Genomic DNA, 20,484 nt, shown 5'->3' on the forward strand with positions numbered 1-20,484 from the left:
CAAAAGTCTAAAACTCGAAGGGGTTATAGCAAACTTAGAGCAGTAGTTAATATTAACTACTTGTGGTTTTAATTGAAAAACATTGGATTTTTATAAATGAAAACGTTTGTTGCTAAACCAGAAACAGTAAAACGTGACTGGTACGTAGTTGACGCTGAAGGTAAAACTTTAGGTCGCATCGCTACTGAAATCGCTCACCGCCTACGCGGTAAGCATAAAGCTGAATACACTCCTCACGTAGATACTGGTGATTACATCATCGTTATCAACGCTGAAAAAGTTACTGTAACTGGTAACAAATTCAAAGATAAAGTGTACTACGCTCACTCTGGTTTTCCAGGTGGCCTTAAGTCTACTACTTTTGATAAACTTCAAGCTGCAAAGCCTGAAATGATCATCGAGAAAGCTGTAAAAGGCATGTTGCCACGTGGTCCTTTAGGCCGCGCTATGTACCGTAAACTTAAAGTTTACGCAGGTACTGAGCATAACCATGCTGCACAACAGCCTCAGGTTCTAGACATTTAAGGAGCACCATCATGGCAAATCAATACTACGGTACAGGTCGTCGTAAAAGTTCAAGTGCTCGCGTATTCTTACGCCCAGGCACTGGTAACATCGTAATCAACAAACGCTCTCTAGAAGAGTATTTTGGTCGCGAAACAGCACGCATGGTTGTTCATCAAGCTCTTGAGCTAGTTGATATGACTGAAAAATTTGACCTTTACATCACCGTTTCTGGTGGTGGTACAACTGGTCAAGCTGGTGCTATCCGTCACGGTATCACTCGTGCACTTATGGAGTTTGACGAGTCACTACGTCCACAACTTCGTAAAGCAGGTTTTGTTACACGTGATGCACGTAAAGTTGAACGTAAGAAAGTGGGTCTTAAGAAAGCGCGTAAGCGTCCACAGTTCTCAAAACGTTAATCTATACGTTATCAAGAATTCAAAAACCCAGCTTATGCTGGGTTTTTTGTTTTCAAATCAAAAAGTTTACATTTGCTACTTAATTTAAATTTGTTTATAGCGGTCGCCATACTTGGTATTGCTGTAATTAATGATGATCAAATTTATTAATAACTGCGTATTAATCGAACGAAAGTTAAAAAACACTCAGATAGCTGCAAAAAAGTTAAATAATTATCGTAATTAGTTTAAATCCATCAGTTAATTGGTGGAATTTTTTGCTACAATTGGCGTGGAAGTAAAATGAGTGAGTTTAACGACACTATGTACAGTTTTTACTGTTTCCTCTTAGTGGTGTTGATCTCGGTCAGTATATTGTTTTTACAGAAGCGTTATTATAGTCGTTCGGCTTTATTCTCGAGCTAGCTTAATCAAATTTTTGATCAAGTCAGGTTTATTCGAGCATGGGGCTTTGAATAACCTTGTTTTAATCAAGGGTTTTAATTATGATCGCTTCTATTTTAAAAATTTCGAATAATTAACCTGCTGTAACTGATGTTCTCAATATAGCAAGTGTTGAGAATCATAGTGGAGATAAGTGGATGAGCAATGCGCCTGTAGACAATGGCCGACGTCGCTTTTTAACCATAGCTACCTCTGTTGTAGGTGGTGTTGGTGCGGCTGGGGCTGCTGTTCCTTTTATTGCGTCTTGGAATCCAAGTGAGCGAGCTAAATCTGCGGGTGCGCCTGTAGAAGTAGATATCAGCAAACTTGAGCCTGGACAATTAATACGTGTCGAGTGGCGTGGTAAACCTGTATGGGTTGTATCACGTACCCCAAAAATGCTTGAGCAGATGAAAGAACATGAAGGTCAACTTCGTGATCCGCAATCGCAAGAGCCACAACAATTAGAATCATCAACAAATGATTACCGTTCATTACGTCCAGAAATATTTTTGGCTGTAGGTATTTGTACACATTTAGGATGTTCACCAGGCTTTTTACAAGGTAATTTTGGTGAGAAAGTAGAAGGGACTGATGACGGTTTCTACTGCCCGTGCCACGGTTCTAAATTTGATATGGCTGGTCGAGTATTTCAATCGGTACCTGCACCATTAAACTTAGAAATACCACCTTATACTTTTCTAGATGACACCACTATTTTAGTGGGCGAAGAAAGAGGGGTAGCCTAATGTTTGGTAAGATTATTGGTTGGATAGACGACCGAATCCCAATGACACGTGTTTGGAACATGCACATTGCACAGTATCCAGCACCTAAAAACTTTAACTTCTGGTACTTTTTTGGCTCACTAGCCATGTTAGTACTAGTAAACCAAATCCTAACAGGTATTTGGTTAACGATGAACTTTGTTCCGTCTGCTGAAGGTGCTTTTGCCTCGGTAGAGTACATCATGCGTGATGTAGAATATGGCTGGTTACTACGTTACTTGCACTCAACAGGTGCATCAGCGTTTTTCATCGTTGTATATATGCATATGTTCCGTGGCATGATCTACGGTTCTTACCAAAAGCCGCGTGAATTACTGTGGTTATTTGGTATGTTCATTTTCTTAGCGCTAATGGCTGAAGCATTCATGGGATACTTATTACCATGGGGCCAAATGTCGTTCTGGGGCGCACAAGTAATCATTTCATTATTCGGTGCTATTCCGGTTATTGGTGATGACTTAACACTTTGGATCCGTGGTGACTACGTAATATCAGGTGCAACGCTTAATCGCTTCTTTGCATTACATGTAATTGCACTACCACTGGTTATTGTAATCTTAGTTTTCTTACACATTGTTGCTCTACACGAAGTGGGTTCAAATAATCCTGAAGGTATCGAGATTAAACGTAAGAAAGGCTCAGTAGCTGAAGAAGATAAGCCTAAATTTAAATTCCACGAGTATTACACTAACAAAAAAGACATTGTTGATGCGATACCGTTCCACCCTTACTACACAGTTAAAGATATTGTGGGTGTGGTTGGTTTCTTAATACTGTTTTGTTGGGTTGTGTTCTTTATGCCGGCGATGAATGGCTTCTTTTTAGAAGGTCCAAACTTCGAGGCAGCTAACCCACTTAAAACACCTGAGCATATTTTCCCGGTTTGGTACTTTACGCCATTCTATGCAATCTTACGTGCAATCCCTGATAAGTTAATCGGTGTTGCGGCGATGGGTGCATCGATTGTAGTACTTGCATTACTACCTTGGATAGACCGTGGTAGAGTTAAATCGGTTCGTTACCGTTGTGGTTTCCATAAATGGAACATTGCAGGCTTTGTTGTAACTTTCGTTCTTCTTGGTTGGGTGGGTGCAACTCCACAAACTGATATGAAAACGATTATTTCTCAAATCTGTACTGTGACTTACTTTATGTTCTTCGTACTGTTGTTTGTATACAGTAAGAACGAAAAAACTAAGCCATTGCCAGAGAGGTTAACGAAATGATGAAGAAGCTTATTATTGGTTTATTTGCTTTATCAGTAAACTTGTTGCCTAACATGGTTATGGCAGCAGGTCCGTCGGTTCCTTTAATGGAAGCGAATAACGACCTTACTGATCAACCATCTTTACAACGCGGTGCAAAGTTGTTCATGAACTACTGTCTTGGTTGTCACCAAATGCAGTATCAACGTTATGAGCGTACTTTTCGTGATATCGGTATCCCAACAGAAGTTGGTTTAGAGCAGTTAATTTTTGACGGCTCTAAAGTAGGTAGCCATATCACCAACGCAATTACAAAAGACGATGCAGCAAAATGGTTTGGTGCGGCTCCGCCGGATTTAACTCTAATTGCACGTGTAAAATCACCAGATTATATTTACACGTACCTAAAATCGTTTTATAAAGATGAATCTCGCCCGTTTGGAGTTAACAATATTGTTTTTCCATCGGTAGGTATGCCTCATGTTCTTCAAGAACTACAAGGTTTACCAACGCCTATCACTAAAGAAGTAGAAGAACATGGCCACACTGTGACCAAAGTTATTGCTACTGAAACTGATGGTACGGGTGAATTAAGCGTAGATGAATACGACCAAGCGGCTCGTGATTTAACAAACTTCCTTGAGTACGTGGGTGAACCTTCACGTCTTGAATCGGAAGCGCTAGGTATTAAGGTAATAGGATTCTTAATAATTCTATTTATCTTGGCATTTATGCTTAAGAAAGAATACTGGAGAGATGTTCATTAACTTGAACATTTTTAAAGGTAATTTTGCAATAGGGGCTTAAGCCCCTTTTGCTGTTTTAGTTATTTAATGGAGGTATAGGCATGGCCGTAGCTGCCAATAAGCGCCCTGTAATGACCCTTTTTTCTGGTGCTAACTGTATGTATAGCCACCAAGTACGTATTGTACTTGCGGAAAAAGGTGTAAGTGTAGATATTCATTTGGCTGAAAAAGATAACTTGCCAGAAGCACTTCACGAAATTAACCCTTACGGCACAGTGCCAACACTGATTGACCGTGAGCTTGGTTTATACCAGGCAAACATCATCATGGAATACCTTGATGAGCGTTTTCCTCATCCTCCACTAATGCCTGTTTACCCGGTAATGCGTGGTCGTAGCCGCTTAATGATGCATCGTATTGATACTGACTGGTACAGCCTAGCTGACAAAATCAGTAACAACACGTCAGATGCTGCTCAAGCTCGTAAAGAGCTAACAGAAGCATTACTTGCTGTAGCACCTATTTTTAGCGAAGCACCTTACTTTATGAGTGAAGAGTTTAGCTTAGTAGATTGTTATTTAGCTCCACTATTATGGCGTTTACCAGAGTTTGGTATTGAGCTTAATGGTGCAGGTTCTAAAGAGCTTAAAGAGTACATGATCCGTTTATTTGAACGTGAGTCATTCCAAGCCTCTTTAACTGAAGCTGAGCGTGAGATCCGTTTATAATGACGCCTAATCGTCCTTATTTATTACGTGCTTTTTTTGATTGGATAGTCGATAACGAGTGTACACCGCATTTAGTGGTAGACGCTGGGTTTGCAAATGTACAAGTGCCAACACAGTTTGTTCAAGACGGACAAATTGTTTTAAACATAAGTCCATCAGCGGTCACACAGTTTTCGTTAGACTTAACCCAACTTAGCTTCAATGCGCGCTTTGGTGGTCAGCCAATGCAAGTGTATGTGCCTCTAGGTGCTGTGCTTGCAATATACGCGCGTGAAAATGGCGAAGGAACAGTCTTTACTGCAGATGAGTTTTTAGAGGACGAAGACGATTTTGTGCCTGAGCTTGAAAGTGTTGATTCATCAGCTGAATTTATTGATGAAACACCACCAGAAAAGCCACAGAAGAAAAAAGGCTCTCATTTACGCGTTATTAAATAATAAGTAAATGCAAAAAAAACCGCTTAATAAGCGGTTTTTTTATGTCTGTATTTTACTTTACATATATTCGAATACTTTAATTACACGCTCTACGCCAGATACATTTCGGGCAATGTTTACAGCTTGAGTAGACTCAGAGTCAGATACTAAACCCATTAAAAATACTTCAGCGTTTTCAGTAACTACTTTAATGTTATTACTGCTAATGTCTTTTGCTGTTAGTAGCTGAGCTTTTACTTTAGAAGTTAACCAAGAGTCATGCGTTTGTGTAGTAATACCAATATTTGAGCCAATACGAATTTGGTTATGTATCTTACGAATACCTGAAACGCCCTCAATGGTACGCTGTGCTTCGTTTCTCATTTCTTCATTAGATACTTGACCTACAAGTAAAACAATACCGTTAACGCTTACAGCGCTTATATTGGCAAACTTTTCAAGGCGTTCTACTTCGCTAAGTGCAATACTGGCTTTTATTTCAATATTGTTATCGTCAATTTGAGAGCCAATGGTACGGCGATCGTTCGCTGCAGTTACTGCACTGGCTGTACCTGCAACAACAGCAGCTGCGCAGCCTTGTAGTAATACAACAGTACCTAAAACAATAAGAGAGCGTTTAAACATAATTTTCATCCTGAGGGAAAAGCGTTAAATCAACAAGTTCGCTTAAACAATGTAAGTTAACTAAATGGGATTCGATAATGCGGCTAGGGCGTTTAGATGGGGATCTAATTTCAACATCGTTAGGGCCAAGTAGGCCAACCAACTCGCCACCATCATCACCAACCATAACTATGACCTTCATATCTTTAGTTAGTGCAGCTTCAACGGCAGAAATAACATGTTTTTCGTTACCGTTAATAGCCAGTACAAGCAATAAATCACCTTGCTGAGCAAAAGCTCGGACTTGGCGAGCAAATGTATCGTGATCGTCTACCTGAGTACTTTGTCCAAGGTTAACGTTTTCTTGCGATAGAGCAATTGCGGGTAAACAAGGACGCTCGGTTTCATAGTGATTAACCAATACTCCCGCCATGTGCTGGGCGAGCATGTGGCAATTTGCAGTACCGCAGCAAATGAGTTTATTTCCGTTGATCAGACTTTGTGCAATAGTAAATGCAGCTGACTCAAGCGCACTAGGTAGCACTTCACCAGCAGCGATTTGAACTTGAATGCTTTCTGTAAAAATTTCTTTAATTGTGTCTTGCATAGCCTACCAATAATTTATCTTTGTATTTGCGTTTAAAATACATTTTTAAGCCAATTAATATTAGGAGATGCTTCTCCTGTAATGGCTACATAATCAATTCTTAGTGCTTGGTTAGTTAAATTTTTAGCTGCTAAGTAATGATAAATACTACGTTTTAATCGAGCTTGTTTTTGTGGGCTAAGTGCATAGTTGGCACCGCCACGGGCATTATTTTTGCGAAACTTGACCTCAATGAATACAAGGGTGTCGCCTTCTTTCATAATGACATCAAGCTCGCCAAAGGGGCAGTAATAATTACGTTCAATGGGTGTTAAGCCCTGAGTAACTAAGTATTTTTGCGCTTCAAGCTCATAATACTGGCCTTTTTCGCGACTATTTTGCCACAGCTCTTTAAACCACGACATGCCGCCCCCTTAACTTAATAAAGTTTAATTTATAGTTTGTATATCACCCGCTGATTGCATAAACAATGGTACCGGGCGTTGTGTTTCTAATTGCACAGGCTTAATGCGACGGTTTGTATATTGAGCCCAGTCGAGCATACGTTCTATATGGCCGCTGGTATTAACAGATAACTTACCGCTTAAGCCACTATATTGATTGCCTGGCATTACGCTTAACTGTCTAATGTCATGTAATATTGATACTGCATCGTATGCCATTGCAAATAAGCGTTGGCTAATATCAATTTGCTCTGGCCATAGAGAGTTGTACTGTTGGCGTAAATTATGTTGTTTAATTTGTGAATCAAGCATCCACGGTAATTCAGTGAAGTATAGGCCGTCTAAGTCGCCTTTGTCTGTACTGTCAATTTGTTTACTATGACTTTTAGAGCTTGCATAAAGTGGAATGCGATCAGCAAATGTACTGACGTTTACATCAAGGTAAGGTTTAATTAAGCGAGTTTCTATTGCATCACCCAAAATATAAATAACGTCTATATCACTGCGTGAACGCGTTTCGTTTTCTACTTCTTGCTTAAATAATGCTTTAACTGTTTGTATGCGATCTTTTGACTTATCAACTTCTAATAAGCTGGTAATTGTGTTCGGCATATCTTTTTTATCGTTATAAAAACCGATTTGTGGCTTGGTTTCGCTGTAGCGTTGCCACTGTAGGTTAAAATAATCAACTAAACGTTGGCCATTTGCATTATTTGGCGCAAGCAGCATAGGCTTTTGATAGCCCTTAGTTAAAAAGTGTTCCAGAGCTTGTTGTACTTCGTGCTCAGGGTTTAATGCAAAGTAATAATGCTGAAGCGAAATGCGCTCACCATCAAAGGTGTTTAAATGCAGTACCGGGGTATCAATAAGAGTTTGTGCATTGGCTAGTTTATCAATATTTGCTTTAAGTAGAGGACCAATTACAAAATCAGGCTTTATTTCTTCAAGTTGTGCTGCGATTTCCTCAGTGCTTAGGTTTTCATCAATAAAAATAGTGTCGTTAATAGTTTGCGTATCAAGTGCAGCTAACACACCCGCTTTAAGCGCATCACCTAAGCGTTCGTTAGGGCCTGATTGTGGAAACAACACAACTAAACGCTTTATATTAATAGGGGCGAGCTCAGTAAGCATTTCGTCTTGTTCAGGTAATACAGAAAAAGCCGGATGCCCAATATAGCGCCTGCGCCAATTATTAATTGCTTGGTCTAGCTCCACGCCACTACTTGCATATACTTGATAGTATAGACCAAGGTTTACCCAGCCTTGCTGGATAACCGAACCACGGTTAAAACGTTCAAGCGCATATGAAGAGAGCTGTTTTAAGTTATCCCACAAATTTTGATTGAGCTGAGGGATTTCTATATTGTTTTTTGTAGCTGTTTCAGAAGCTCTAAAGAAATAGGGGGCAGCTTTTTTTGGAAAATTTTGCGATGCATAAATACTGGCTGTTAAAAACTGATGCCAAGCAAAATGCTCAGGTTGAGTAAGTTGTCCGTCTAGCGATTGTAAAATCACCAAAGCTTGATCATTCTTATTCTGTTGTTTTTGTGCAAATGCAATATAAAGACGGTTTTGGATTTGATCAACACTTGCGGTTAATTCAAGCTCATTACCAATTTTCTCTAACAAAGGCCAGTTTTGCTCACTAATTGCGGCATCACGGGCGCTATACAATAACTGTATTTTATCGGCACCTTGGCGGTTTTGCGCCAATTGGTAGATAGATTGCGCGCTGGTTGCCTGATTTTGCAGTGCATTAGTGCGGTTACTTACGTTATCGCTGTTTTTAGTTGGTTTTTCGGTTGTGCTACACGCCGATAACCCTGACAATATAATTAATAGACTAACTAGTTTAAGTCGCACAATGATTTCCCAATACGTTAACGCGATTTGCTTATATTACTGACTGACGCAGGAGACCTCAATGTTAAATGAGGAGAATTCACAGAAAATTGGCACTCTTTACATTGTTGCCACCCCAATTGGCAATTATGACGACTTAAGTCACCGTGCCATTGCGACATTATCGCAAGTTGACTTAATAGCTGCTGAAGACACTCGCCATACCGGCAAGCTACTTAGCCACTTTGGAATTAAGGCAAAAACGTTTGCATTACACGACCACAACGAAAAGCAAAAAGCACAGCAAATTATTGATCAACTTAATCAAGGTTTAAATATTGCTTTAGTATCTGACGCTGGTACACCGCTAATTAGTGATCCAGGCTACGCTGTGGTAAATCTATGTCGCGAACAAGGCGCTCATGTTACACCTGTTCCAGGTGCATGTGCTGCAATTACAGCCGTATGTTGTTCAGGCTTACCAACCGACCGTTTTCAGTTTATTGGTTTTACGCCAGCTAAAAGCAAAGCTCGCCAAGACTTTTTTACCGAAGCTGTTAACTCAGGTATCACCAGCATAATGTACGAAAGTACGCACCGTATTATGGCAAGCCTTGATGATTTAGCACTAGCCCTAGGTGATGAGCAACAAGTCGTGTTTGCTAAAGAGCTAACCAAAACCTTTGAAACATTTTTTAATGGTAGTGTAAGTGAGCTTAAACAGTTTTTAACTGATGATCCTACCAAGCAGCGCGGCGAAATAGTGCTTATGCTTGCGGGCAAACCAAAGCAAATAGACGATGTTCCGCCTGAAGCGCGCAAAATGCTGGCACTTCTTGAGAGTGAAATGCCAATGAAAAAAGCCTGTGGCGTTGTAGCCGAATACTTTGGTATGAAGAAAAACGCTTTATATAAAACAATTATTGAAGAAAAAGAGTAAATTTTACTGCGCTTGTTATTAGCCTCATGTATACTGCGCGCCGAGTCAGCCAAGATGATCGCTGCCTGTGACGAAAATGATCAGGGGGAGGAAAGTCCGGGCTCCATAGGGCAGAGTGCCAGCTAACGGCTGGGGGGCGTGAGCCCACGACAAGTGCAGCAGAGAGGAGACCGCCAATCTCGATTGGTAAGGGTGAAAGGGTGCGGTAAGAGCGCACCGGGCCGCTAGTAATAGTCGGTTGCAAGGTAAACTCCACTCGGAGCAAGACCAAATAGGGTTCTATCATTTTAAATAATGAACGCGTGGCCCACGTGAGAACCGGGTAGGTTGCTTGAGCCATAGAGCGATTTATGGCCTAGACGAATGATTATCACTTTCTTCGGAAAGGACAAAACCCGGCTTACCGGCTGACTCACTCATTAAATAGAAAGCCCGCAGTTAACGCTGCGGGCTTTTTTGTGCTTGTAAATTTTAGTTAATACAACTTCAGCATCTTTAAATAATATTTTTACCTTGTTCTGGATCGCGAGATTGCTCTGCTTGTTCACGTATTTCGTCGGTATCACTGCTCACATCATCAAGTGTTTTAGTTTGATCAACTGTTTCACTTTTTTCGCTTTGCACTTGCGATGGTTGTTTTTCCTCTAAATTAGAAACATTTTCACTAGGGTCGGTGAGTATAATTCTTTCTCGTGCGTCATCAGGCATGCTGATGTTTTGTTTTGTGAACTCATTGACTAATTCGCGCATAAGCTGGGAAGCTACTTTTAATGGACTGTGTTGCTCGCTATTAACCCAAAAATACAAAACGAAGTTAATAGTAGATGAGCCTAAGTTTTTTATTAAAACCTGCGCAGGTGGATCGCTAAGCACCGCATTTTGTTGATTGGCAATAGCTAGGGCAAGAGTTTGTGCGCTGCGTATATCATTATCATAGCCAATACCAATTTCTACTTTTCCGCGCATTTTTGGATTGGCAGTCAGGTTTTTAATAGTATTTTTATATACCGTCGCATTGGGTATTTGAATATGATTGCCATCGTAATCAACAAGTGTGGTTGCTCTTGCGGTTACTTTTTTAACAACGCCTAAACGATTGTCTACTTCAATTACATCGTCGATTTTGAAAGGCCTCTGTATGCTCAGTAATAAACTAGCGATAAAGTTCTCAGCTATGTCTCTAAAGGCAAAACCTAATATAAGTCCTATTAGTCCCGTTCCACTCATAATGGCGACAGCAAACTCGGTAAGCCCTGCTAAACGCAGGAATAAGTACACGCCAAATAAAATAATTAAAGTGCTTATACTGCGCCTTACAACTAGATGAACTAGTTTACTGTCAGTCATGTAGTCAACAGGCTTTATAAGCAATCGAGAAAGTGGCCCTGCAATTAAATAGCTTAATGCTAAAAGTATTATACCGAGTAATAGTGTGGGTAATATTTGCGCTGTTGCATGAAGTAATTGCACAGCTTGTTCATGAAAAAACTGCCACGTAAACACATCGCCTTGAAAACTTTGCGTGCTGGGAGGCGTATTGTTTAAAGCTATAATGTTTGATTGGCTACTAGGCATGGCTTATCGTCCGTGTTTGGTTTTTATAATCGCTAATATTAGGTAACAGCAAGTTTAGTACCAAATACTTTATTTAACTTGGCAAACATTTTGCTGTAGTAATGTAATACAAATATTGAGGTTTAGAATGAAAGAAGCTAAACGAGGACAGCAAGCTGAGCAGCCTGGTCATATCCCTTTTATAGGTTGGTGGGATATTGTTAAGCGCATTTTTAAGCAAATGAGTGAAGATAACTTATCTATAGTGGCAGCGGGTGTGGCATTTTATGCGTTACTTGCTATTTTTCCGGCCATTGCGGCGATGGTATCTGTGTATGCGTACTTTTCATCCCCCGCAGATATTAGTGATCATTTAAGTAAAATAGTTACTTTGCTCCCACCAAGTACCAGTGAACTAATTTTATCTCAGGTTTCTAGCCTTGCAAAAACATCAAGTGCAAGCTTGAGCTTAAGTGCAATCGGTACGCTTATACTTACTATTTGGAGTAGTTCTAAGGGCAGCCAAGCACTTATTACTGCGTGTAATATTAGTTATCGTGAATATGAAAAGCGTTCATTTTTTAAAGCTCAATTAGTACGCTTTTTATTTTCGGTAGGGGCGATTGTTGTCGCAATTTTTGCGTTATTAATTATTGGTATTTTACCTATTGTACTTAATTTAGTGGGACTAAAAGAAAGTATAGATTTATTAATTAAACTCATCTCTTGGCCATTATTAGCTTTTACCTTTAATTTTGCATTGGTACTTTTATATCGTTATGCCCCACATCGTAAACCGGCCAAATGGCGTTGGATCACGATGGGTTCGTCTATTGCTACTGTACTTTGGATTTTGGCATCTATAGGTTTTTCTTTTTATGTGTCGCGTTTTTCTAGTTACAACGAAACTTACGGCTCACTAGGTGGTGTAGTGATCATGTTGATGTGGTTGTATATCAGCGCTTATATAATCACATTAGGTGCTGTTATTAATGCAGCTACTGAGCAGCAAACAGGTAAAGACAGTACTATAGGCCCAGCTAAAGAGCGTGGGCAGCGAGGCGCCTATGTGGCAGATCACCTCGATGTAAAAAACGAATAGCTATTAGCTAAAGTTAGTGAGAGCTATAAGCTGCTCTTTAAACTCTTGTGCTGCAGGACCAAGCCTGTCGTTGTCGTTGCACATTAAATATAAATTAAGGGTACGGGTTGTACCTTGGTCTAAATTAAGTGGGATGAGCGTTTTATTTTCAATTAAATGTGCTATTTGTGTTTTTGGCAGCCAAGCGTAACCCAAATTTTGACTAACCATATCAATAGAGTTGCGTAAATGGCTGACTGTCCAGCGCATATCAGCACCTAACCAGCCATCATTGTGACTTGTGTGTGTTGCTGAGTCGCGAACTACTATTTGCCGGTGTAGCTTTAAATCGCGAAAGTTGAGTTGTTCAGTTTGTTGGTGTAATACATGGTCTTTATGCGCAACGGCTATAAACTCTATATCGCATAACGTACTGCAACTAATTCCATAGATAGGGATTGATGAAATGGCTAAATCAACTACTGAGTTATGTAATAATTCGTTTGCACCGGTTAGCACGCTTTCTACTAAATCAATCTTTAAAAGCGGGTAAAGTTCACTCGTTTTAGCAAGTGCCTTGCATAAAATGGTGTGTGGAAAAACTTCATCAACAGCTATTTTTAACGTGCTTTCTACGCCTTCGCTTAGTGTACTTGCTACCGATTCTATTTTAGTTGCTTCTTCAATTAAAAACTCGGCTCTGCGTAAAATTAGTTTACCGCTATCGGTTAAAAATGCTTTACGACCTTTTACTTCAAGCAACTTAATTTGCAAGGCGGCTTCAAGTTTTTGAACAGCATGGTGTACGGTTGACTGACTTTTATGTACAGCCGCACTTGCGCCTGCAAATCCGCCGTGATCCACAACCGCTTTAAACATTCGCCATTGCTCTAATGTTGCTTTTGCCATTTTTAAATCCTGTTACTACTTATATCTGATTGCTTAACTTGACCGCGCAGACGCATTATTTATTGCGTAACAGTGATTTTTTTTTTATTTATTTTAATAAAGCGACTTTTTTATCAGCTAGAAGTGCCATAAAACTGCTTTTATTTAAAGGTCTTGAAAATAAATAACCTTGTCCGTAATCACATCCGGCTTCAAGTAATAGCTGCATTTGTAATTCAGTTTCAATTCCTTCGGCGATTACTTTTAAGCCTAGTTGATGCGCCATAACAATTATAGCTTCACACAGTGCAAGTTCTTGACTGCCTACTTGGATATTATCAACAAAACGTTTATCTATTTTTAAATAATCGGTATCCATTTCTTGTAAGTAAGCGAGTGACGAATATCCTGTACCAAAATCATCAAGGGCAAGCTGCATACCTGATTTTACTATTTCTTTTAAGCGACGTTGCGTTAATGCTTCGGGGTTAATCATTAGGCCTTCAGTTATTTCTGCCACAATTGAGGATGCAGGTAATCTTGCAGCTTTTAGCATATCGTACCATTCATCTATACCACTCTCTGGCGTGGATAACTGCACTGGCGACACGTTTACACTTATTTGAAAAGTATCATTGGTAAGGGTTTTTATATCGTTAAGCGTTTGCAGGGTTTGAGCAAATACAAATTGGCCAATTGCATTTATTTGCCTGGTTTCTTCAGCAAGAGGAATAAATGCGACAGGGCTAATTAGGCCTTTTTCGGGATGTTGCCAACGAATAAGTGCTTCAGCTTTATAAATATGTAAATCATTCAAAGCAACTATGGGCTGATAAAACAACTCAAATTGTTCAAGTTCTATGGCACTTCGTAAGTCTTTTAATAGCACCATGCGTGCGTGTGCATATTCGCGCATGTCAGCAGAGAAAAACTCAAAACAGTTACGACCATTACTTTTTGCTTTATACATAGCCTGATCGGCTGCTTTTAAAAGCTGTTCAGTATTTTCACCATCATTAGGGGCGCATGCTATGCCCATGCTGGCGCTAATAAATAATTCTTCGTTTTCAAGATGCAAAGCCGACGATAGGCTAAGCAAAATATTACTGGCAATTTGATTAATATGACGCGTACTTTTTATACGATTAAACACAATAACAAACTCATCACCACCAATACGTGCCACAAACTCAGCATTTTTTGCCGACTGGACTATACGCTGAGATACGAGTTTTAATAAGTTATCACCATAGTGATGGCCTAATGTGTCATTAATATCTTTAAAGTGATCTATATCTAAAAGCATGACAACCAATTGATTGTCGGGAGTAACAACGTTTGAAAATCGTTGATTTAATCGCTCCTTTAACTCTAAACGATTTGGTAAGTCAGTTAGGTGATCATAGTGAGCTTGTCGCCAAATTGTTTCATCGGCTTGTTTTTTCTCAGTGAGGTCTGTGAATATCGCGATTCGACGAATAGGTGCTTTGTTTGTATCATAAACCGTATCGATTGTGAGCCACTCAGAGTAAAGCTGCCCGTTCTTTTTACGGTTAATAACCTCGCCTTGCCAGCGGCCTGTTTGCTGTAATTCAGACCACATTTTATTGTAAAAATTCTTATCATGTTTTCCTGATGAAAGAATTGAAGAGGATCGCCCAATAACTTCTTCTTTATTATATAAAGTCGTTTTGCAAAACGCAGGGTTTACATCAAATATTATACCCGCTGGATCGGTGATTGCCATGCCTTCACTACTGTTGTTATATACTAGCGAGGCAAGGTGGAGTGCTTCTTCATTTATTTTTCGTTGTGTTATATCTCTTAGCACAACAACGTATTCATTTTTACTTTGCATTGCACTAATACGCGCTTCAAAGCTGCGTTTCGGATTGGATTTTTCGAGTGTAAATTCTAAATTACTCGAAACATCAAGCTTAGATAACTGCGATAACAAAAGCTGCACATTGTTGTGAGAAAGTATTGATGATAAATGAGGTACTGCAGTGCTGTTTGGGTTTACTTGAGGCTTAAATTGCCCCGTTATGTTGAGAATATCGCCATGGATGTTAATTCTAACGTAACTGTCGGGTAGAGTATTAAGCAAGCTGGTAAGCTCATCGTGCTTGTTTTTTAAATTAGCCTCGGCGGTTAACCTAGTTTGCGCCATTGATTTAAAGCGCTGATAGAGAGTATTTAGCTCTGGATTATTTGGCTGTGTTTTTTGTGACGGCATTTCGCCCTTAGCCAACACGTTTGTTGCATTTGTTAGATTATTAATTGGGTCGATAATGCTGGTTTTAAGCAGCTTACGTGCAATTAAACATAGCACTAGCAGTGATAAAATAAATACACCAATCGCTATAAAAAAATTATTATTTATTTGCTTTAAAGCATGCGTAATAGGAAGTGCAATATGTATATTTAAGCTGTTATTACTCGGATCTTTATAAATAATAGAGTGATGAAGCATTCGATCTTCACCCTCAATAGATTTTATTTTTGTTGATGCCTCATTATCAATCGAAGAATCAGTTGCTAATAAAGTCTTTGCAATATTATCGCCAAGGGCTGCAGTTGTTGGTGGGTAACGCGCTAAAATTTTTCCGTTAGAATCAGCGATTGCAGCAATAGAGCCTGCCGGCAGTTCAATATTATTAAAAGCATTGTTCCACCAGTCAAGCGCAACAACGATAACTACAACGCCCTGAATTACATTTTTTTTATTAATGATAGGCAACGCAAAGTTAAGGGTGTTTTTTTGCAAGTTTCTATCGTGCTGAAAATAACCTACCGACAATTGGTTACTTTTTAAGGCATTTTGAAAGTACGCACGATCTGCAATACTTATTGTTTTGGTTAATCCGCTTGTTGTACACATAACAATGCCATTTGGATCTATAATCCCGATATTGGCAACATGGGCATAAATAGATCTAAATTGATTAAAATAATTAGGGCATGACGTTGCTAGATTTTCTTTCTTACTTTCCTCTTTAGCCAAATAACGCGCTAAACGGTCAATATCATCGACTAAGTGCTTTTGTTGTAAAATTAATTGCTTAGCAATGTTTTCTACTTTTTTTTCACTTTGCTCAATAGAGTGGTGGCGTTCAAGCAGCAGGGTAAAAATAATTACAGCTATGCCCGGAATACTTAGCAATATAAGCAAACGATAAAGCTGATGTTTGAGAGAATAAGTAAAAATAACCATTCCTTAGTTTCGTATTTTGCAATAACAATTGTAGCCAAATTCACTCCAAATAACCATAGTAATTATAAGGTTGAAAATGTAACCAATGAATCAATGTTGTTCTATTTTTTAGAACCTTAAGCTCGATTTAAAGACATAGTTGTTTTGTTTAATGAATGATTTAATAGTCTCATAAACTTATTCTTTAGAGTGAATTAAAAAATGAAAATATCAAAAATACTTACAGCTTATGCAACTCAAGATGGCGATGGCGTGAGCATTAGCCGTATACCTGGGTTTGATGGTAAATATTTAGATCCGTTTTTGATGATTGATGAACTTAAGTCAGACGACAAAAAAGATTATATGGGAGGCTTTCCAGAGCATCCGCACCGAGGAATTGAAACGTTTACTTATATTCTAAAAGGTGGCTTTGAGCATCGTGACCAAATGGGTAACAAAGAAGCAATTAAAGCAGGCGATGTGCAATGGATGAGCACAGGGCGCGGCGTCATGCACAGTGAAATGCCACTCGCTGATGCTATAGATGGTCTGCATGGCTTTCAAATTTGGATAAACATGCCAAGCGCAGAAAAAATGCGTGATTCACGTTATCAAGATACGACTAAAAACCCAGCTCCTAGTTTTACAAATACGCAAGGCGTGACGTTAAAAGCACTTGCGGGATCGTGGCAGTTCGAAAGTGAAACGCTTGCAAGCGAGCTGCAAAGTTTAGCTGCTAATGCGGCGCTTGCTGATATTACATTACCTGCTGGTAAAAGCACTTATTTAGAGCCTCTTAGCCAACAAAAAGTAATGCTTTATATTCATAGCGGCTCACTAATAATGAGCGACAATCAAATAATACCAGCGGGTAAACTACTTATTTTAGAACCAGGCAGTGATATTAATATTAGCTCTGAGCACGGCGCTGGCGTTTTGGTTTTAGCAGGCGATCCACTTAATCAGCCAATTGCTCATATGGGTCCGTTTGTAATGACAACGCAAGCAGAAGTACAGCAAGCGGTACGTGATTATCAAAACGGTGAGTTTGGCAAAATATAACGGTATTTTTAGGAGAGTTTTATGGGATTATTAGTTAACGGCCAATGGCAAGATAAATGGTACGACACAGATTCAAGTAACGGTAAGTTTGAACGTGAAACGGCGCAGTTACGTCACTGGGTAACTGTTGATGGTAGCGCTGGAATAACGGGCGAGGCCGGATTTAAAGCACAAGCGAACAGGTATCATTTATATGTATCACTTGCGTGTCCTTGGGCGCATCGAACGCTTATATTTAGAGCGTTAAAAGGGTTGCAAGATTTAATTACGGTGTCGGTTGTTAGCCCTGATATGCTTGATAGTGGTTGGGCTTTTGATACGAAAAACCACAGTACTGGTGATGCTTTATTTAATAGTAACTACTTACATCAAGTGTATACAAAAAATAATCCTAAGTATTCCGGGCGAGTTACAGTACCCGTATTGTGGGATAAAAAGCTAAATAAAATTGTCAGTAATGAGTCTGCCGATATTATACGTATGTTCAATAGTGCGTTTAATGAGTTAACAGGTAATAACGATGACTACTATCCGGAGGCGCTGCAACCAAAAATTGATGAATTAAATGCGTTGATTTATCCAAATATAAATAATGGTGTTTATCGTACGGGATTCGCAACAACTCAAGATGCATACGAAGAGGCGTTTAACGATTTATTCAAAGCACTCGATAAAGTAGAAGGGATACTGAGCAAGCAGCGTTATTTAACAGGTAATAGGCTCACCGAGGCAGATTGGCGATTATTCACTACACTCATTCGGTTTGATAGTGTGTACGTTGGCCATTTTAAATGTAATTTACGCACAATTGAAAGCTATCCTTCATTAAGTGGATACCTTAGGGAGCTATATCAAGTTAAAGGAGTGGCTGAAACAGTTGATTTTTATCATATTAAGCGTCACTACTATTTTAGTCACACAATGATCAACCCAACACAAGTTGTGCCAAGTGGTCCAAGTATTGATTACTTATCTGATCACGGTAGAAATGTTTAGCGCTTAAGCTATCAAGTTCACTAGCCAGCCGTATTTTCTTACGAAGCTGGTTTCGCTTTTACCCGCTTGTACTGCTGCACCTGCGATAAAGGCACTTGAAAGCCCAACTTTGGTTACGGCAAAACGCTTTAGTCTATATTGGAACGCTGCATGATGTTGGCGTTTCAATTCACTGCGCGTATCCATTTGCTTACTTAGAGCATCAACGTTTTCATTAGGTGCTTTAATTAAGTAGTTAACTAACATACTAATTTCCTTGTAAGTTAAATAGCTGCTTTAAACTTTTAAGTGTTTTACTAAAGCCAATTTTATTGCTTAAGTAAACTGTATTTTTCCAAAGCCATATTAAACAAGCAACTTGTAGTAAAGTAGCTGTTGCTATACTTAGCCATACCGACCCAAAAACATCGTATACACCGTATCCAACAGCACCTAGAAATCCTGCCCACAACAAAACCAAACCACTGGCAAAGCATCCTAAAAATATAGTGATCAATGCAAGCGATCTAAGCGATAACCGCCATTCAGCTTTAGCAAGCTGGTGGGTGATCTTTCCTTGAGTTTGGTAATCATCCTTGAGCTGCTTAGAATACTCTAAAAGCATTGCAACATGATCTTGCCAATCATCCTTTTGGCTATGTTGCTCAGTAGTTTGGTCTTGCGCATTACCATCCTTGGTTGCTGTTGTTTGTGGGTTATTCATCACTAATTACTTACGACGAAGTAGTGATGTGATTAACATACCCGCAGCAAAAGCAATACCCGCAGTTGCTAATGGATTTTCAGAAGCAAAAGCACGAGTTTTTGCAGTACATTCGCTTAGTTTTTTACGTGCAATAAGTTGTTTTTCGCTCAATGCATCTGCTGAGCTAGAAGCTCCTTTACGCACACTGCTTTCAGCTGTTGCAGCTTTGCTAGAAAGTGCATCTACAGCATCGTGCGCCGCTGATGTTGCTTTCTCTGTAAGAGGAGACTCAGTATTTGTTAGTTTAACGTCAGGCTTAAGATCTGAAGTTGTATTTGGTTTCGTATTCGTTGCAGTAGCCATAATCAATCCTTAATAAGTTAAAATTTTAAATAGTGATTTAGATGATGCAATGATTAAACCAAACTTTTTATTTATTTTAACTGCCTGAATTTAATAGGTTTTGTTTTTATTTTTTAATTTTTGATAATTAGTATTTTAAAATAAACAGTAACTATTGCTACACGGCTAGGTAAATTTTACAAAGAGGATAAAAACGCCTTAAAAATTGTAAATATTCATTGGTTATTCAGTAAGCAATGCATGTAAACAGAAAGTTATAAAAGCAAAGCTGATATTTTTCTTTACCTCAATCCCACTTTTCCCACGTAATTCAAACGCTTCGCTTGAGCCCTTATTTTTTCTAGCTTTGAGACTCACTAAAGCTGGTCAGCTTACTTGACAAAATGGCTTGTCAAGCCCTAAACTGGAGCACTGTGGTAAAAAGTGGTTTTTAGTGGATCTCATTGGATAAAATAAACAAAAAATTGAATAAAACAATTTCAAAGTAGGTTTTTTATGTTTCGTGGCGCGAGTTCACTGAGTTTGGATGATAAGGGGCGTTTTGCGGTACCGACAAAGTACCGAGAATCTCTGTTGTCTGAAGATCAGGGGACAGTTATTTGTACCGTCGCGTTAAATGAACCGTGTTTATGGTTATATCCATTGGCTGAGTGGCTCGAAATAGAAAGCCGTTTAGCGAAAATATCTAATATGAATCCACGAGCTCGACGAATGCAACGTATGTTGCTAGGTAACGCTACAGAGTATCAACTTGATAAAAATGGTCGAATTTTGCTTGCGCCGTCATTACGTGCCCATGCATCTCTTGGCAAAAAAATCATGCTGGTTGGTTTGATGAATAAGTTTGAAATTTGGGACGAGGCGCGTTGGCACGAGCAAATGCAGCAAGATACTGAGCTTGAAAGGCTTGGTGATTTTGAACCTAACCAAGATTTAGATAATTTTACACTCTAACGGCACAAAAAAAGGCA

General features: G+C 39.3%; 22 protein-coding genes and 1 other RNA gene. 13 read left to right on the plus strand and 10 right to left on the minus strand.

The annotated features are described in order from the left end of the window. Nucleotides 1–96 precede the first annotated feature (96 nt). From rplM to H5088_RS05740, 7 genes are all read left to right on the plus strand, one after another. Nucleotides 97–525: a 50S ribosomal protein L13 gene (gene rplM / locus H5088_RS05710; RefSeq protein WP_002957960.1), complete on the plus strand. Its 429-nt coding sequence runs from the start codon at nt 97–99 to the stop codon at nt 523–525. Between the two features lie 8 nt (nt 526–533). Beyond that, complete coding sequence (rpsI, locus tag H5088_RS05715) at nt 534–926, plus strand: 30S ribosomal protein S9 (RefSeq protein WP_024595789.1); 393 nt, start codon at nt 534–536, stop codon at nt 924–926. A 581-nt stretch (nt 927–1,507) separates the two neighbouring features. Next, nucleotides 1,508–2,098 carry a ubiquinol-cytochrome c reductase iron-sulfur subunit gene (gene petA, locus H5088_RS05720; protein WP_002957962.1) on the plus strand — a complete coding sequence of 197 codons (591 nt, stop codon included), beginning with the start codon at nt 1,508–1,510 and terminating at the stop codon, nt 2,096–2,098. Continuing rightward, complete coding sequence (locus H5088_RS05725; protein WP_002957963.1) at nt 2,098–3,363, plus strand: cytochrome b N-terminal domain-containing protein; 1,266 nt, start codon at nt 2,098–2,100, stop codon at nt 3,361–3,363. The genes petA and H5088_RS05725 overlap by 1 nt, the downstream gene beginning before the upstream one ends. Further along, nucleotides 3,360–4,109 (plus strand): cytochrome c1, encoded by a 750-nt coding sequence (locus H5088_RS05730; protein ID WP_002957964.1) that lies wholly within the window; start codon nt 3,360–3,362, stop codon nt 4,107–4,109. The genes H5088_RS05725 and H5088_RS05730 overlap by 4 nt, the downstream gene beginning before the upstream one ends. 80 nt (nt 4,110–4,189) lie before the next feature. Further along, nucleotides 4,190–4,816, plus strand: coding sequence for a stringent starvation protein SspA (gene sspA / locus H5088_RS05735; RefSeq protein WP_002957965.1), 627 nt, complete (start codon nt 4,190–4,192; stop codon nt 4,814–4,816). Next, nucleotides 4,816–5,253, plus strand: a complete 438-nt coding sequence (locus tag H5088_RS05740; RefSeq protein WP_002957966.1) for a ClpXP protease specificity-enhancing factor — start codon at nt 4,816–4,818, stop codon at nt 5,251–5,253. Before sspA ends, H5088_RS05740 begins: the two co-directional genes overlap by 1 nt. A 57-nt stretch (nt 5,254–5,310) precedes the next feature. Here the strand turns inward: H5088_RS05740 and dolP are convergent, their stop codons facing one another. The 4 genes from dolP to H5088_RS05760 are packed head-to-tail and all read right to left on the minus strand — an operon-like array spanning nt 5,311 to nt 8,769. After that, nucleotides 5,311–5,877: a division/outer membrane stress-associated lipid-binding lipoprotein gene (dolP, locus tag H5088_RS05745; RefSeq protein ID WP_039485369.1), complete on the minus strand. Its 567-nt coding sequence runs from the start codon at nt 5,875–5,877 to the stop codon at nt 5,311–5,313. Further along, nucleotides 5,870–6,463, minus strand: coding sequence for an SIS domain-containing protein (locus H5088_RS05750; RefSeq protein WP_002957968.1), 594 nt, complete (start codon nt 6,461–6,463; stop codon nt 5,870–5,872). The genes dolP and H5088_RS05750 overlap by 8 nt, the downstream gene beginning before the upstream one ends. A gap of 32 nt (nt 6,464–6,495) precedes the next feature. Next, nucleotides 6,496–6,867, minus strand: a complete 372-nt coding sequence (locus tag H5088_RS05755) for a YraN family protein (protein WP_182694726.1) — start codon at nt 6,865–6,867, stop codon at nt 6,496–6,498. Nucleotides 6,868–6,891: 24 nt separating this feature from the next. Beyond that, nucleotides 6,892–8,769: a penicillin-binding protein activator gene (locus H5088_RS05760; RefSeq protein ID WP_182752418.1), complete on the minus strand. Its 1,878-nt coding sequence runs from the start codon at nt 8,767–8,769 to the stop codon at nt 6,892–6,894. Between the two features lie 61 nt (nt 8,770–8,830). Here H5088_RS05760 and rsmI point away from each other — a divergent pair, with 61 nt between their 5' ends. Next, a complete protein-coding gene (gene rsmI, locus H5088_RS05765) occupies nt 8,831–9,688 on the plus strand; it encodes a 16S rRNA (cytidine(1402)-2'-O)-methyltransferase (RefSeq protein WP_024595588.1) in 858 nt (285 codons plus the stop codon). Nucleotides 9,689–9,729: 41 nt separating this feature from the next. Next, nucleotides 9,730–10,107, plus strand: an RNA gene (gene rnpB, locus H5088_RS05770) — RNase P RNA component class A. A 76-nt stretch (nt 10,108–10,183) separates the two neighbouring features. Here the strand turns inward: rnpB and H5088_RS05775 are convergent. Beyond that, the gene (locus H5088_RS05775) at nt 10,184–11,263 is read right to left on the minus strand and encodes a mechanosensitive ion channel family protein (protein ID WP_182694723.1); all 1,080 of its coding nucleotides are present in this window, start codon (nt 11,261–11,263) and stop codon (nt 10,184–10,186) included. Nucleotides 11,264–11,390: 127 nt separating this feature from the next. On the opposite strand from H5088_RS05775, the gene H5088_RS05780 reads away from it, so the two are divergent. Next, entirely contained in the window at nt 11,391–12,344 is a 954-nt protein-coding gene (locus H5088_RS05780; protein ID WP_182670939.1) for a YihY/virulence factor BrkB family protein, read from the plus strand. A 3-nt stretch (nt 12,345–12,347) separates the two neighbouring features. On the opposite strand, the gene H5088_RS05785 is transcribed toward H5088_RS05780, so the two are convergent. Beyond that, nucleotides 12,348–13,232 carry a LysR family transcriptional regulator gene (locus tag H5088_RS05785; protein ID WP_182752419.1) on the minus strand — a complete coding sequence of 295 codons (885 nt, stop codon included), beginning with the start codon at nt 13,230–13,232 and terminating at the stop codon, nt 12,348–12,350. 88 nt (nt 13,233–13,320) lie between these two features. Then, a complete protein-coding gene (locus H5088_RS05790) occupies nt 13,321–16,425 on the minus strand; it encodes an EAL domain-containing protein (RefSeq protein WP_182752420.1) in 3,105 nt (1,034 codons plus the stop codon). Between the two features lie 201 nt (nt 16,426–16,626). Here H5088_RS05790 and H5088_RS05795 point away from each other — a divergent pair, with 201 nt between their 5' ends. Both H5088_RS05795 and H5088_RS05800 read left to right on the plus strand, forming a co-directional pair. Beyond that, entirely contained in the window at nt 16,627–17,469 is an 843-nt protein-coding gene (locus tag H5088_RS05795; RefSeq protein ID WP_138488552.1) for a pirin family protein, read from the plus strand. 21 nt (nt 17,470–17,490) lie between these two features. Further along, nucleotides 17,491–18,465: a glutathione S-transferase family protein gene (locus tag H5088_RS05800; RefSeq protein ID WP_182752421.1), complete on the plus strand. Its 975-nt coding sequence runs from the start codon at nt 17,491–17,493 to the stop codon at nt 18,463–18,465. A 3-nt stretch (nt 18,466–18,468) separates the two neighbouring features. On the opposite strand, the gene H5088_RS05805 is transcribed toward H5088_RS05800, so the two are convergent. The 3 genes from H5088_RS05805 to H5088_RS05815 are packed head-to-tail and all read right to left on the minus strand — an operon-like array spanning nt 18,469 to nt 19,513. Continuing rightward, nucleotides 18,469–18,711 carry a hypothetical protein gene (locus H5088_RS05805; protein WP_024596383.1) on the minus strand — a complete coding sequence of 81 codons (243 nt, stop codon included), beginning with the start codon at nt 18,709–18,711 and terminating at the stop codon, nt 18,469–18,471. A 1-nt stretch (nt 18,712) separates the two neighbouring features. Beyond that, a complete protein-coding gene (locus H5088_RS05810; RefSeq protein WP_024596382.1) occupies nt 18,713–19,168 on the minus strand; it encodes a hypothetical protein in 456 nt (151 codons plus the stop codon). 6 nt (nt 19,169–19,174) lie between these two features. Then, nucleotides 19,175–19,513 (minus strand): DUF883 domain-containing protein, encoded by a 339-nt coding sequence (locus tag H5088_RS05815; RefSeq protein WP_182752422.1) that lies wholly within the window; start codon nt 19,511–19,513, stop codon nt 19,175–19,177. Between the two features lie 495 nt (nt 19,514–20,008). Here H5088_RS05815 and mraZ point away from each other — a divergent pair, with 495 nt between their 5' ends. Then, a complete protein-coding gene (gene mraZ / locus H5088_RS05820; RefSeq protein ID WP_007582904.1) occupies nt 20,009–20,467 on the plus strand; it encodes a division/cell wall cluster transcriptional repressor MraZ in 459 nt (152 codons plus the stop codon). The last annotated feature ends 17 nt before the right edge of the window (nt 20,468–20,484 follow it).

Source organism: Pseudoalteromonas sp. SR43-3 (genome assembly GCF_014163875.1).
GTDB lineage: Bacteria > Pseudomonadota > Gammaproteobacteria > Enterobacterales > Alteromonadaceae > Pseudoalteromonas > Pseudoalteromonas distincta.

Coding starts and splice junctions, on each gene's coding strand:
- rplM (WP_002957960.1), top strand. CDS start 97: ATGAAAACGTTTGTTGCTAAACCAGAAACAGTAAAACGTGACTGGTAC.
- petA (WP_002957962.1), top strand. CDS start 1,508: ATGAGCAATGCGCCTGTAGACAATGGCCGACGTCGCTTTTTAACCATA.
- H5088_RS05725 (WP_002957963.1), top strand. CDS start 2,098: ATGTTTGGTAAGATTATTGGTTGGATAGACGACCGAATCCCAATGACA.
- H5088_RS05730 (WP_002957964.1), top strand. CDS start 3,360: ATGATGAAGAAGCTTATTATTGGTTTATTTGCTTTATCAGTAAACTTG.
- sspA (WP_002957965.1), top strand. CDS start 4,190: ATGGCCGTAGCTGCCAATAAGCGCCCTGTAATGACCCTTTTTTCTGGT.
- H5088_RS05740 (WP_002957966.1), top strand. CDS start 4,816: ATGACGCCTAATCGTCCTTATTTATTACGTGCTTTTTTTGATTGGATA.
- dolP (WP_039485369.1), bottom strand. CDS start 5,877: ATGTTTAAACGCTCTCTTATTGTTTTAGGTACTGTTGTATTACTACAA.
- H5088_RS05750 (WP_002957968.1), bottom strand. CDS start 6,463: ATGCAAGACACAATTAAAGAAATTTTTACAGAAAGCATTCAAGTTCAA.
- H5088_RS05755 (WP_182694726.1), bottom strand. CDS start 6,867: ATGTCGTGGTTTAAAGAGCTGTGGCAAAATAGTCGCGAAAAAGGCCAG.
- rsmI (WP_024595588.1), top strand. CDS start 8,831: ATGTTAAATGAGGAGAATTCACAGAAAATTGGCACTCTTTACATTGTT.
- H5088_RS05775 (WP_182694723.1), bottom strand. CDS start 11,263: ATGCCTAGTAGCCAATCAAACATTATAGCTTTAAACAATACGCCTCCC.
- H5088_RS05780 (WP_182670939.1), top strand. CDS start 11,391: ATGAAAGAAGCTAAACGAGGACAGCAAGCTGAGCAGCCTGGTCATATC.
- H5088_RS05785 (WP_182752419.1), bottom strand. CDS start 13,232: ATGGCAAAAGCAACATTAGAGCAATGGCGAATGTTTAAAGCGGTTGTG.
- H5088_RS05790 (WP_182752420.1), bottom strand. CDS start 16,425: ATGGTTATTTTTACTTATTCTCTCAAACATCAGCTTTATCGTTTGCTT.
- H5088_RS05795 (WP_138488552.1), top strand. CDS start 16,627: ATGAAAATATCAAAAATACTTACAGCTTATGCAACTCAAGATGGCGAT.
- H5088_RS05800 (WP_182752421.1), top strand. CDS start 17,491: ATGGGATTATTAGTTAACGGCCAATGGCAAGATAAATGGTACGACACA.
- H5088_RS05805 (WP_024596383.1), bottom strand. CDS start 18,711: ATGTTAGTTAACTACTTAATTAAAGCACCTAATGAAAACGTTGATGCT.
- H5088_RS05810 (WP_024596382.1), bottom strand. CDS start 19,168: ATGAATAACCCACAAACAACAGCAACCAAGGATGGTAATGCGCAAGAC.
- H5088_RS05815 (WP_182752422.1), bottom strand. CDS start 19,513: ATGGCTACTGCAACGAATACGAAACCAAATACAACTTCAGATCTTAAG.
- mraZ (WP_007582904.1), top strand. CDS start 20,009: ATGTTTCGTGGCGCGAGTTCACTGAGTTTGGATGATAAGGGGCGTTTT.